The sequence below is a fragment of the Bradyrhizobium glycinis genome (genome assembly GCF_016031655.1).
Lineage (GTDB): Bacteria > Pseudomonadota > Alphaproteobacteria > Rhizobiales > Xanthobacteraceae > Bradyrhizobium > Bradyrhizobium glycinis.
Genome location: NZ_JACCHQ010000034.1, coordinates 38,292 through 51,589 on the forward strand (window position 1 = coordinate 38,292; position 13,298 = coordinate 51,589).

9 protein-coding genes and 1 pseudogene are annotated in these 13,298 nt (G+C 58.5%); 2 read left to right on the plus strand and 8 right to left on the minus strand.

Annotated elements, in window-relative coordinates; translation table 11 throughout:
- The first annotated feature begins 257 nt into the window (after positions 1-257).
- Positions 258-770, plus strand: coding sequence for an Hcp family type VI secretion system effector (locus HZZ16_RS32625; RefSeq protein WP_197954389.1), 513 nt, complete (start codon positions 258-260; stop codon positions 768-770).
- Between the two features lie 977 nt (positions 771-1,747).
- On the opposite strand, the gene HZZ16_RS38030 is transcribed toward HZZ16_RS32625, so the two are convergent.
- The 8 genes from HZZ16_RS38030 to HZZ16_RS32665 form a co-directional block, all read right to left on the minus strand.
- Positions 1,748-1,882 carry a hypothetical protein gene (locus tag HZZ16_RS38030; RefSeq protein ID WP_283815891.1) on the minus strand — a complete coding sequence of 45 codons (135 nt, stop codon included), beginning with the start codon at positions 1,880-1,882 and terminating at the stop codon, positions 1,748-1,750.
- A gap of 78 nt (positions 1,883-1,960) precedes the next feature.
- The gene (locus tag HZZ16_RS38035) at positions 1,961-2,260 is read right to left on the minus strand and encodes a hypothetical protein (RefSeq protein WP_197954390.1); all 300 of its coding nucleotides are present in this window, start codon (positions 2,258-2,260) and stop codon (positions 1,961-1,963) included.
- A gap of 266 nt (positions 2,261-2,526) precedes the next feature.
- Positions 2,527-4,233 (minus strand): tetratricopeptide repeat protein, encoded by a 1,707-nt coding sequence (locus HZZ16_RS32640; RefSeq protein ID WP_197954391.1) that lies wholly within the window; start codon positions 4,231-4,233, stop codon positions 2,527-2,529.
- 71 nt (positions 4,234-4,304) lie between these two features.
- Positions 4,305-4,961, minus strand: coding sequence for a DUF3540 domain-containing protein (locus HZZ16_RS32645; RefSeq protein WP_197954392.1), 657 nt, complete (start codon positions 4,959-4,961; stop codon positions 4,305-4,307).
- 17 nt (positions 4,962-4,978) lie between these two features.
- Positions 4,979-5,932 (minus strand): hypothetical protein, encoded by a 954-nt coding sequence (locus HZZ16_RS32650; protein WP_197954393.1) that lies wholly within the window; start codon positions 5,930-5,932, stop codon positions 4,979-4,981.
- Between the two features lie 33 nt (positions 5,933-5,965).
- Complete coding sequence (locus HZZ16_RS38480) at positions 5,966-6,373, minus strand: DUF4150 domain-containing protein (RefSeq protein WP_197954395.1); 408 nt, start codon at positions 6,371-6,373, stop codon at positions 5,966-5,968.
- 16 nt (positions 6,374-6,389) lie between these two features.
- On the minus strand, positions 6,390-7,451 hold the full coding sequence (locus tag HZZ16_RS32660; RefSeq protein WP_197954397.1) for a pentapeptide repeat-containing protein: 1,062 nt from the start codon (positions 7,449-7,451) through the stop codon (positions 6,390-6,392).
- Positions 7,441-10,686, minus strand: a complete 3,246-nt coding sequence (locus HZZ16_RS32665) for a DUF2169 family type VI secretion system accessory protein (RefSeq protein ID WP_197954398.1) — start codon at positions 10,684-10,686, stop codon at positions 7,441-7,443. The genes HZZ16_RS32660 and HZZ16_RS32665 overlap by 11 nt, the downstream gene beginning before the upstream one ends.
- 447 nt (positions 10,687-11,133) lie before the next feature.
- On the opposite strand from HZZ16_RS32665, the pseudogene HZZ16_RS32670 reads away from it, so the two are divergent.
- Positions 11,134-12,507: pseudogene (locus HZZ16_RS32670) on the plus strand (alpha,alpha-trehalose-phosphate synthase (UDP-forming)); the annotation flags it as partial.
- Positions 12,508-13,298 lie beyond the last annotated feature (791 nt).

Here is a 13,298-nt window from a genome sequence, read left to right on the forward strand (position 1 = left end):
CTCGACGTCACCACGCGTGCATTTCTCGATGTCTCGTGTAACCTGAAGCAGGTCGGCCCGGTTACGCCCTGACAGCTCGTTGTCATGATCGCGACGATGTCGTCGCTCGATGTTGCCGGTGTCTGGACAGCGCTGCGCCGTCAGATCGGGAAGGCTCGCGATATTTGGTAGCGGATGGCGCACCGCTCGTGGCATGGATTTTGCGATATCCATCGCGCCGGTGCGTGCCGGCGTGCGTCAAAAAACAGGAGAGGAAAGTGTCTCTCGAAGCCTACTTGAAAATAAAGGGAAAGAAGCAAGGTGAGATCTCCAAGGATGCCTCCAAGCCGGAGAGCATCGGGCAGGTCGCCAAGGGTGACTCGGGTAAGCAAGGGAAGATCACCGTGGTCGCCTTCACCGGCGGCATCATCGTTCCACGCGATGCGACGAGCGGGGTCGCCACCGGCGCTCGCAACCACCAGCCGGTGCTCTTCACCAAGTTCTTCGATCGTGCCTCGCCGTTGCTTTGGCAGGCGCTGGCAACGAACGAGGTGCTCGAAGATGTGGTTTGCGAATTCTATCGCACTGACCCCGGGGGCATGCCGCAGCCGCAGAACTTCTTTAGAATAACCTGGAAGAATGCGACGTTAGTCGAGGGCAAAGCTTATGTCCCGCTGACGATCAGTCCGCAGAACAACTTCTTTCAAAACATGGAAGACTGGTCATTCACCTACAAGGAAGTGAAATGGGAGCACGTTCCCTGCAGCACCAGCGGCGAGGATAAATGGTAGCTCACCGTCACGTTTTGCAAAGCCAAGGACGATGACTTAGTCCGAGGTGCCGAGCGGGCAACGAGGATATATTACGCACGTCGACGCGTCCGCTGGCCTCGAAGTGGTCATGATTAAGGATCTCGAGATGCATTGAGTCGGGCGTGTTCGGACCGAAATGTCCGCGCGCGCCAAGAGGGGCCGCAATCGGGCTGTTGATCCTGCATCATGGATGTGATTGACGAGCATGAATTGTGAATTGGGGATATCCAGCGCGGACGATGTTCGCCACCCAGCCGGCGGTCGTTCGTAGACTGCCTGACAGCTTAGCTCGATGCCAGCGCTCCACGAAATGGGCAATTCCCTTGCTGCTCTACGTTCCCGGGTTTGGCGATCGTTGGCGGGCAGGCTGAGGCAAGCGTCCTCAGAGAGCCCCACCCAGCGGACCATTCACTTGCTGCGCTTCGCTCCCAGGTTTGGCAAATAGTCGGCGGACGGGCCGAGGCCCGGAGTTCGATGACTGCGCTCCATGCAGAGCTGCATTTACTTGCTGCGGTCCGTGGCCGGAATGTAGCAACTCCAGACGGGAGGAGCTCTGTGGTGAGGCAGCTTGGGAGGGAAACAAACAATGAAGGAGGAGGGAAAGGCGGGTGCGGAGACGGGCAAAACGTTGCGCGCGCATTGAAATACGTATTGTATCTGGTGGGCGCGGGCTACCCCCATTATGAGGTCGGAAACAACTTCTTCCTTTCTACGACATCACTGCACGACGGGAAGAAGGGCTTCACCAGTAACGAACGGCTCAGACTGGCTCAGACGAAGGCAAGGGAGTAATACACGTCGTATCAGGCTGCCGATTCTGACACTCGGCGCCTCAATGAGCGTCCCCCCAATCCAATCCGGACCTGCGGTAATAGCCTGTTCGTAACGACGATCGACTACCGGGCGGCAACGTATGTACACGTTGGTCGCTTCTTACGATTACCCACATTTTTGAGTCAGAGTTTCGCTCCCGTTGCGATATCGATGAAGCGCGATAATCCGCGCCACATGATCAGATCCCCCGGTGGCGGATCGTTGGCGCGGGCGAGATAGCCGCCGAGCCTAGCGATCTTGATGAGATAAGGTGACAATGTCTTTCGTTGTGTGCTGGTTGGATTCTTGTCTTTGACGGCAATCCGCGCTGCCTCGGCGAGGGGCCGCGCGCGATCTTATGCTGTTTCGTCGGGATCCGAGAAGAACACGTTCGGTCCAGCAAAACCCTCAGACTTCGTTGCCGCCGTCAGGTTGGTCCGCACCCGCGCAGGCAGCGGGTTATCGTCCGGATCAACGAGGCAGCCGGAGCCGAGCTGGGTTAGCAGGGTCTCGGGAAGGCAGGTTAACCGATTGTTGTCGACGTGCAGTTGACGGAGTCCGGCTGGGAGGTTGGTGGGCAGGCTGGTCAGCCGGTTTCCGCTGGCGCGAAGGCATTCGACGCTGACCGGGAGATTGATGGCAGGTTGGCGAGCCAATTGTTTCTTGCGTGGAGGGTTTGCAGACCGCTAGGAGGGATATCCGGCACGCTCGTCAGCTGATTGCCGTCGATGTGAGGTGTTGGAGCCCCGCCGGGAGAGCGGTGGACAAGGTGGTCAGGGACAGCAATGAAAGATCCAGCCACGGCGGCTCATGGGCCGCTGTTTCCCGCCAGCTCGGTTCGTCTTACCTTTTTTTGCCGTTCTCATGGGAAGCACCAATTGCAGCTTGAGCAATCAGCGACTTGGGCTCCCCGATGCTGTGCTTAGTCAATCAGTTGTTTGCGCAGCAGGATCTCGAGCTGGCGCCGACCTTCGTCGATCGCGCCGTGCCAATGCCCGAACCGTTCCTGTACGACAACTTTGAATGAAGGATACCACAGTGGCTTTCCGTCAGCCTGAGCCCAATACCAGGGATAACCGCGCGGCACGAAAACCACGCCGGAAACGCCGAGCGCTCCCGCGATATGGACGACGAAGCTGTCCGGCCCGACCACCGCGTCGAGATTGCCGATCGCCGCGATCATCTCGGCAGGGTTCTCGATGTGCACGCCAGCATCGATCGGACGAGTCCATCGCTTCATATTATGCCGTTGCGCGCCGCTCATCAAACTGACCGGCGTGACGAAGGTTGGAATCGCAGCCGCGACTTGCTCCATCGATAGGCCGAGCGCGCCACCCTCCCACACGATGCCCACCAGAGGCCTTGCAAACGCCGCCAATGCATTCCGCCATTTGGAGAACAGTTCGGCCTCGGGCCGGAGGTAGGGAATGCCATCGGCAATGTTGCGGGCGTCGATCGGCAAAACGCGCAATAATGTTTGTAGCGGAATAGCCGAGACCGCTGGCCTCGGTTCGTCCAAAATCACCTGCTCGGCGAGGTTGGCAAGAATACCTTGATACCGTGGATGCGCGACCACATGCACATCTTGCGGGCTCGGCAGCCGAAGTAAGAGACGAGCGAGTGCGATGAACTCAAGGGCGCCCATCGTCGGCGGCACGACTATCTGCCTCACAGGTGCCGAGGCGGACGGCTCGGGCCTCGGGAACTGACCGAGCGTCAGTTCAAGGGCCGCCTGCAGAGACTTCGCTGCATCATTCTCAGGTCGCGTGTGCACTACGTGACCGACAAGTGCGAGGGATTCGTCGAGCCGGCCAACGAGCTGTAGGACACGAGCCAAAGCCAGCGCAGCTGTAGGATCCGATTTGTGAGCGCGCACGAATTCCGTCAGTTGCGCAATACCGTGGTCCTCCTCACCTTTGGCAATTGCAACACGGGCCAAGATTTCTCGCGCACCAACATGAGCGGGCGCATAGGCAAGCAGCTTCTGGCAGGTGGCCTCCGCTTGCGGCCAGAGTCCAATTGCGGCGTGGCAATAAGCCAGATGCAATAGCCTAGCTGTATCGAGCGGGGCGCGCAAATGCGCGCGAGCGGCAAGGCTGAGCGCCTCGTCGAGGCACCCGCGTTCAAGGTTGAGCACCGATAAATTGCCCAACGCGTCGGGATCGTCCGGAGCAATCTCCAGCGCACGAAGCAGGGTGGTCTCAGCCGCCGAGGTGTGGCCTAAGGTGAACTCGATGGCGCCAAGTTGAAGGAGCGCACGCGCATTCCTGGGCTCGTGGTGGACGACGGTCTCCGTCATCGCACGGGCTTCCTCAACCTCGCCACGGCTCAGCAATGTTTGAGCGAGCGCCAGCTTGATTTCCTCGTTGCGCGGTGCGAGAGCCGCCGCGCGTCCGAGGCAAATCACCGCCGCCTCAGTGCGGCCGAGCAATCCATGGGCTATGCCGAGATTGGTGGCGAGGCCGGCGTGTTCGGGGTAGATGGTCGCAGCTTCAGACAGCATGTCAAAGGCAAACTCGATTCGGCGGCGCGCAAGTGCCAGCGTGGCCCTCGCATTGAGCGTATCGGGATCGGTTGTGGTGGCGACCTCCTCCAGAAGAGCCTCCGCCTCCTCGAGACGGCCGGCCAATATAAACTCCTGGGCCGTTCTAACCCTCTCCTGCCGGGTCGGAGCCGGCATCCCAGTGAACAGCATCTGTGCTATGCAACCGTGACGCGCTTACCATCGAGGCGGAGGTCCTCGCTCACGGCAATCACCTTGGTGTGCGCCATCTCGGAGGCAATGCCGGTGACTCTAATGGTCTGGGTCTCGGTCTGCAATGTGTCGATACGCTCGATCACCGCAACACGCTCGACCGCTTTGACCGTAAGTTGCTCGGCACTCGCTTCCTGGAGCCGCGCTGAGCATCGGACACGGTCCGCGATCAATGTGTAGAGCTTGCCGATCCAAGTGCCTTTGTCTGCAAGCACAGAGAGCAGCTTAGTCTGCAGATCGATACTATCGGCACGCAAGGACAGACGCTGGCGCGCGGCGATCGTAATGGTCTCGCCCTCAATGGACATATTGCGCCCCCCGGGCAGGCCAACCATGCCCCCATTGGGAGCCGCCCGCTCCAGCACAGCGAGGATGAAGACTTGCTCCACGTTAGTGAAGAGCAGAATTACGTCTTGTGGCATAGGTCGGACAAGGCAGCCAACGGCGACCGTCGCCGTGTGACGGGCGCCAGCGACCTCGACCTCGATCGTAGAGCCATCTTCGCTGATCGACACGACACGCGCCGTGTGATGCCCAGGCTCAAGCGCGCGTTCGGCAATCGCCAAGATGTCGGTGCTTGTGGTACGGATCGGCATCGTCATCCTTATTCTCCAGATCGCTACATGAAATTTACCGAATTTTTTTGTATGACTTCCTCATTGCCGGAACTGGATGTGATTTCAGCTTTTCGGGTCACGAGCTTGTACTCTTCCACGTTCGACTGTCCCTTTCTCAATTCTTCGTCCGTGTTTAATACGCTGGTCTTGCAGAATTTCATGTCGCGACCGACCGACTTGAAATCTTCGGGAGCGAGCTTGAAATCGCTTTTCCTAAGAATCTTGGTATCGCTGTCAGCCGACTTGAAATCAGGTCCAAAAACACACTTGGTCGAGCTTCCAATCACTTGCTTGACGTCGTGTCCTTCGACAACGTCAAGTTTGTTGCCGATCGTCATAGAGTTCATATCACTGAGATTGACTGAACATTCTCGCGCAATCTTGAACGTGAACGCTTCTCCAAAGAACATGCTTACGTTCCTGGCCATCGTCAGCGTGGTAGCTGCGCCTCTCATGCAGGTGAATTTAGTGCCTTGAAACAATTCCTTGGTGTCGCCCATCGTCTGTTTTTCCGAGTTGCCAACGGTCGTCTCCAGCTTGTCGCCGTTATTGATGAGCTTGACTCGGTTTGAGGCTGTCAGGATGATGTCCGCCGGCGTCCCGTTAGCGCCAGCACTGATTGACACGCCATTCTCGGCGGAGATCTCATAGGTACCTTTAGAGACCTGATGTTGGGAGTTGCCGTTCGTGACCTCCGTGGTCTGGCCGCGACCGATTTTGAGCAGCGCGGCGCCTTCGATATTGGCCTGGAAGTCCTTGTTGGTGAAGGCAAGTAAGCCAGCATTGTCGCTTTCATGTTTGTTGACCGCAGCTGGAGTTTCGCCAACAGTCGTTGCGAGACCAGTGACAAGTTTTTCTTCCTCGTCCGAATAAGATCCGAGGCGCAGATAAGTTGACTTCGTCAGGGGAGAAGCCAGGCTGTCTGGAACGAATAGTCGCGTATAGGCGTTTGGCATAGCGGATACCCTAATCGGATGGCCGTCGGCACATTAGCGCTGGGCCGTTAAACGGGTTTGAGAGGGCGATATCGAAAGTCCGAACGCGTTCGGGTTGGTGCCATTCTGCTTCGTCGGCATCCCCATTTTGGTTGCCGGTGACCCGCCGATTGACAAATTGTCAGATCCCGCTTTGGCGCGGCCTGGACCCATAACAAGGCCAGAGATGACGCCGAGGGCCACACCTGCGCTATCACCAATCGATATGGCGCGATCGGTCGTCATGTTGTGTGCAGGCATACACATGATGAGGCACCGAGACTGTGTAGGAATAGCCGTCGTGTTCATAGCGACGTTTGAATAGGGTATAGGCACTACGCCGAGTCCGACTGGTGTGTTGCAGACGTCGGGAAACGCTTGATCCTGCGCCGACATCGGGCCACTTGAATTGACAAACGTCATTTGTTTAGCTCACTTCCTAGAGAGGGATGACCCGGCTTGGGTCATAGAGCTCGGCGACGGCGCGTTCCGGCACAGTGTTTAAGATACCATGCTGGTTCACGAACCGGCTGCATTCGGTCGACGCGCAGTGAAAGTCAGTGCGCAGAAATCGCGTGCCGGAAAAGTCGCTGCCATCGACCATAGCGTGGTGCATCAGCGCATAGGATAAGTCGGAGCCGGCAAACGAGGCCCCCCTGGCCGATGCACGTGTGAATACGGCTGTTCCCAACTGAGTGCCGGACAGATCGCAGCCATCGAGGCGCGCTTCTACGAAGATGCATTGCGTCAAATTGGCATTGCGCAGCCTGGCGGCTTGCAGGTCAGCCCTGACGAACAGTGTGTTCGGGGCCCTCGCGCCGGAGAGATCGGCACCCACGAGGCTCGCGCCTGTCAACACGGAGCCGGACAGGTCTGTTCCGGACAGGTTTGTGCCTTTCAGCTTGGCTCCGCTCAGGTTTGCTCGCGCGAGCATCAACCCGGAGAGATCCCGTTCCGACAGATCGCATTCGGAGAAATGGATAGTGTCGCAGCTCAGTCCCTTGAGCTGTGCAGTCCGCAAATCGGCCTGCGTTATGGCGGCGTTCGTCAGCTTGGCGTTGTCGAGCACGACATTGTCGAGGTCACAACCCATGAGCGCGCTTTGAGATAGGCTGGCCTTTCTCAGGATCGTATGGGCCAACACGCAACGCATCACTGTCGTCTGGTTCAATCGCGACTCGCCGAAGTCGCTATGGCTGAAATCTGATGTCATGAACGCGGACTGGCTCAAGCGGGCCCGCCGCCAGTCTGATCCGCTAGCCCGGCAATCGACAAATGTACATTTGTCGACGGAAGCATCGGCGAAGGAAGCGCCGCTGAAATCGCATTCCTGAAAAGTCATGCTGGTCAGGCGGGCACGCGTGAACTGGCTAGCGCGAAAAGAGGAACTCAGTACAATGCCATCGTTAAGGCGTAGTCCAGATAGCGTTTCGCCATTGAGGTTAGCTTCGCGTACGGGGAACTGATGGTCGATCGACTGCAATAAGAGATCAATTGACATAACGGGGGACCATCAGCACGGTGCGGTCGATATTTGCGTTGCTCAAATCGGCCGCGACTAAGGAAGCATCCATCAGGTCTGCGCCATAGAGATTTGCATGGCGCAGGCTCGCGCCTTCCAGGTTAGCCTCGTTGAGATGCGCCTCAAGCAGGTTGGCCGCATAAAAGTCGCTGCCGCGCAGATCGTTGCCCGTGAAGACCGCGCGTTTCAGCGATGTCATTCGGAAGGTGGTGCGCGCGAGGGTCGACTTGCCGAAATAAGCCCCATTCAGTCGAGCCATGGTGAAGTCGGCACCGCTGAGGTCGGCCGTCTGGAAGGAAAGCGCCTCGGCGCTGCTGCGGCCGAATCGAGCGTCGTGCAGATCGACATCGCCGATAAAGCTGACTTGGTCAAGTTGCGCGCCCGACAAATCGAGTAGGGCCGCTGTCACCTTGAGAAAGCAGGTTTGCTCAAGTCGCGCCCCAGCAAAATTCGCGAAAGATAACGACAGATCCATGAATTGTCCGCGCTCGAGGACAGCGTCCCCCCAATCGGTGTTATCGAGGACGGCTTTGATGAAGAGGCATTCACGTATTTGCGCAGAGCGGAGAGTCGCCCCGATCATCGGTACCTGCAAAACCTGGAGCTCGCCAAGATACGCTTGGTCGAAGCATGCGCCCACCATGCGTGAGCCGAGAAGATTGGTGCGCACAAGCTGGCTGCCCGCGAAACGCGTTCCGCGGCAGTCGGCTTCACCGAGATTGGCTTCGGTGAGATCAGTCGCGCTTAGATCAGCGTTGATGAGCGTTGCGCCGGTCAGTGCGGCTTTCATCAGCTTCGCACCGGCCAGGTTCGTCCCGTTCAGCTTCGCGCCTTCAAGAAAAGCGCCGGAGAAGTCCGCGTTCGCGAACCGTCGCCCAGAGAGGTCGGCGCCGGCGAGATCTCGACCAGCAAGCTGGCCGCCGCGTCGGAACTCCTCTTCCACCAGATCGCCTAGCGCGCGTGCGACAGACGGTGCCAGCCTCGCTTCGGGGTTGAGCGGCTTGGGTGAGGCAAGCCTCGCGGCGGCCATGCCGGCTGCCAACTGGCCTTCCGCTCTATCGATCTCGGTCCGTAGGACAGTCACCGCTTTTGCAGTCTCTGTCTTCGCTGCGGCGATCCCTACTCCGGGCTCGTTCCTGTTTACCGCTTGACGGGTTGCACTCGATGCCTCAAACGGTGCGCGATCATCGGACAGTAATCCAGGACGGACCCTTCTGAGCGCCGCTTCAGCATCGGTGAGGGCCGTACGCGCTCGGTTGGCGGCGTCAGGCGGTGGATCGGAGGCCTCGATCTGCGCCAGTATCTCGTCAATGGTTAGGCGCGGCAGAGCCTCTGGCGTGCCGCTCCGCGAGTTTTCCGGCAGGTCCGGCTCAGGGATATCGGGAAGCAAAAAGGCATCGTCCGATATCGCGTTGCGTATCGGCTCGAGCGGACGTCCCGCCGCCAAGTCAAAGAAACGAGCATGCGCAAGTTCGAATTGTTTTTCCTCGTCGAGCGGTTGCGTTGCCGTGCCAAGAACAGCACCGCGCCAGTCTTTCGCCCGAGCAAGCTTGTCTTCGATATCCTTTATGAGTCCCGGATCAGTATCCGGCAGCTCAGAGAATGATGAGACCTGGTCAATGCTTGCCTCCATCGACTGCGCGGCATCCGTAGACGAGATTGCGGCAAGCACGGCGTCAATATCGCTCGGCGCGGCGCTTCCGCTAGCAACCTTTTCATAGGCTGCACGTATCGGTCGATATTGGGCCTCAAGCCTATCGACATCAGATTCTGCTTTTGCCCGGACCGTCTCCAGCGCGTCGAGGATCTCGGACAATTCGATCTCGCCGCTCTCGAGTTCCTCCGGCAACAGTGCGGGAATGCTCGATGGTTCGATCGAGGGTATCTCGATAGTCGGACGCAGCGAAGGCGGGAGCTCGATACGTGCGAACTCCTGATCGAGCGCCCAGCGCATGGAGGCCAGCTGTTCCGTTGCGCGCTGTTGGGCAAGATGCCGACGCCGAGCTGTACGACGTTCGCGTTCGGCAGTCGAAATCTCAGGTGCAAGTTGACCTTCCAAAAAGGGATAGCGTGGAGCGCTCTCTGGATCTAGCCGCAGCCGCCGAACATTCAGATAATGATCGAACGGCCGCGCCGGTTCGTGTCGTTGTTCGTAAGCGACCATAATGTCGCTAACGTCGCTGCCGTCCAATTCCTGCACGGCAATTGCTGCGCGGTAGATCATGACGCCGCGGCGGGCTCCTGCGAACAGCCACAGAGTATCTATGCGGGTCTGAAGTTCTGTGACGCCGCGCCCCGCATCGTTCCAGCCGATGAAGCAGCGCACGCGAAAGGTCGGCAGGCGGCCTTCGATCAACGGATGTTCGGCGGAGAAGTTCTGCAGCGCGTAGGGTTCTCCGCCGCAGATGAAGCCGCTCAAGCGCTGGTCTGGCGGGGCGAGCAGAAAAAGTCGCGGATCGGAATCGCTCGCCAGAGCAGGGGCAACTGATTGCAGCCACGTTGCATCATAGGTGCCCGCGTACCGCAGGCGCTCAATGTTATCAAGTCCCATTGGTCCGAAGGTTGCGGGTGGTGCGATCGCCTCGATGAACTGAATAGCGTGCTCGGGGCATTCTATATTGGGTAGGGCCACCAGCTCGCCGGCCATGCTGCGCCGGAGAGCCTCATGCCCGGCCCCGAACCGGTTCGCTGCGCAGCCAGGCCCGCCAAATGCGCGTTGGTGAGTGAGCGGCATTTGCTGGAATGGTCGCGCGTCAGTCGGTCGCCAGCCGTTGATGGTGGTCTGCCAATAGCGGTCGCCCGTCACCAAAAGGTGCTTCTGGATCGGTCCGAGTGCCCAGCCCAACATCATCCGCTCGGTCGTCCGTCCCTCAGGCGCCGCCGCATGTCCGCTGATAAGCAGCTCGGCTTGCGGCTTGGGCATACCAATGTCGAGAGGGGTGCCGGGCGGAAGCTCCTTCGCGGCCATCACCCAAAGCTCCTGCTCGCTCTGCAGACGATCGGCGCCCGGGTTGGAGAGGTCGAACATCGCGAAGACCGAAATGATGAGGCTCGCCCCTGGAGGACGACGCTCGCATTTGGTTAACAGACCCAGTGTGCGGGGCTTTACAAGAATGGGCATGAGGCCGGCCGAGGCGATGTTGGTTTCGTACCAATATTTCTGGATCGTGACGAACTTTCGGCCCCAACATCCAATCGCGTCTTTGTGCCACATACCAACTTAGGTAGGCAGCCATTCAGCACCGCGTTACATAAGTGGTCGCTCCGCACATCGACGGTTTGATGGTCGAGGTAGCCGGGATTTGCTCCTGAGGAATCATCGGCCCGCAAGGCTGCTCGAGCGCCAGATAGGGATCAGAGTGCGCCTCGCCGAAAAGTACAGGCCGTTCTGTCAGCACAAACCGATGCTTGGTACGATTGCGAAATCGCCTCCGCGGATGAAGCCGTTGGCGCACGCGGCGCCGGAATGATCACGTTCTGCGCGGAAGGCCTACGTGGTACGGCCCGTTATTCGAAGCTGCGCGCTATATTCTTAGCAGCCTACGAGCCCGCATGAAATCGTCGAAGGAGGGCGGGTGTCAGGCCGTAAAAGCCAGCGATCAGCCGTGGCAAATTGATCGAACATCCGGCAAACGCAGATCCAGATGGGAAAGGATGGCTCGTGAAGCTCGTCGTGGTCGCGAACCGGGTTCCCGGCAGCAACGCCCTTGAACCAAGGACAGGGGGGCTCGAGGCCGCGCTGGTTCCCGTGATGCAACAATCCGGCGCAATTTGGGTGGGGCCGAGGCGGCCGTTGGAGGTTGAATTGCCCGTCGTGGCGCTCGGCCGAGGCAAGCTCGTGAGGGTGGATCTGCCTGCCGAGGATTATCGCCGCTATTACGAGGGCTTTTCGAATTCGGAACTATGGCCGGCGTTACATTCGCTGACGGAGTGGGTCTCCTCTGCGGCAGGTGATTATATTAGCTATCGCAAAATCAACGCTCTCATGGCGGACGCGCTGCTTGATTACACAGACGGGGGCGCGTTCTGGGTGCATGATTATCATTTCCTCACGCTCGGCGCCGAGATGCGTGATCGGGGCGTCGACCGACCTATCGGCTTCTTCCTCCACACGCCATGGCCGGCGCCCGACGTGCAGCTGGGACCGCATCGTCGCGAACTTACTGAATCGATGCTTGCGTATGATTTGGTGGGCTTTCAGACCGATGAGGACCGGCAGAATTTCCTTGCCTGCGTTCGTGCCGATCTCGACCTCATACCCAGCGAAGACAGTGTTGTGATTTCACACCGTGATGGCATCACAAGATGCCAAGTATTTCCGATCGGCATAGATACAGAAAAATTTGCACAATATGCTGCAGACGCGAGTTCGAATGCCGATGTCTCGTCGCTACTGGAAGGTCTCGATCGTGAGAAGCTTGCCATCGGCGTCGACCGGCTCGACTACACCAAGGGTATCGACAATCGCGTTCGGGCTATCAATAACGTTTTGAACAAAGACCCGCGCAGCATCTGCCTTTTGCAGATTGCGACCTTCTCGCGATCCGGCATCAAGAGCTACGATGACTATCAGCAGGAAGTTGCGGCTCTTGTCGACTATGTAAATGTTCACCATGGCTCGGATGGCTGGGAGCCGATCCGTCACGAAACGAGGCCTCAGAGTCAGCCGGTGCTCGCGGGTCTGTACCGCGCCGCACGCGTCGGCGTGGTAACATCGTTGCGTGATGGGATGAATCTTGTAGCGAAAGAATATGTTGCTGCGCAAGACCCCAGCAACCCCGGCGTGCTCGTTTTGTCGAAACTTGTCGGCGCGGCCAAGGAACTCGACGGGGCGCTGCTCATCGATCCCAACGACATCGAAGACATAGCAGAGAAGATTTCGACCGCACTTTCAATGTCACTGCCCGAGCGCATCTGCCGCTGGGAGAAGATGATGGCGAAGCTTCGAGCGTATCCCATTCAGAAATGGTTGGCGCACTTTATCTCCGAGCTGGAGAAAAGTTGGGCCGAGAAACTCGCAAGACAGAGCCCGCGAGATGTGGGGGAGTCCAGCCGTTCCAAAAGAAAGGCCGAGGGGAAATTGGCCGGAGGCGGAAGCCATTTTGACCCGCCGCGGCAATTGACATTCCCAGCATTCGGTGTACGGGCCAGGAAATTAAATGAGGATTTCACCCACATCGTAGGCTTGGGCTGGAATCACGGTCCTCAAGCGGCTCCAGACGTCCTGCTCGGCGCGCTGAATAGCGTAGATGCCATCCCGAAGCCGTACCAGCCTATGACAGATATTTACATCCATGGTCACCCGTACATGGCACAGTTGGCTGCAGGCATGAGGGAAGTGACGCCCAATAATCCGCTAGGCGCTAACGTTATTCTCATACCTCGACTTAAGGGCGGCTGAACGCGCGTCGTCTCTTGTAATTGGCGCCTTCTGCTTGAACGGTCGACATCAAAGGTCTTGTCATGCGATGTCGTCCTATCGGCCGTAGCCTGCTAGAGGTCCAAGTTCGGGATGGTTGACGAATCGAGGCCGTAATCGTCCTTGAATGCATTTGGCTAAACGTCCTTGCCAAAATCGCTGCGCAGTTTACCGCGATTTGTGCGAATAGAGCGGCTCGGATCCGGCCCAAAATCGGCACAGGGGCGTTTGTCGTTCGTTCGCTCCATAATCATTCACCTGTTGGAACGTCGCTTCGTAGAGATTTTCCCAGCACCTCCGCCAGCCCCGTCGCAGAACTCTTCGCACCAACCCACGGCAGCCGTTTCCCTTTTGCCGTGAATGCCTCAGGCGTGTGGCTGCGTCGTCATGCACCGCTCGCTCGATTT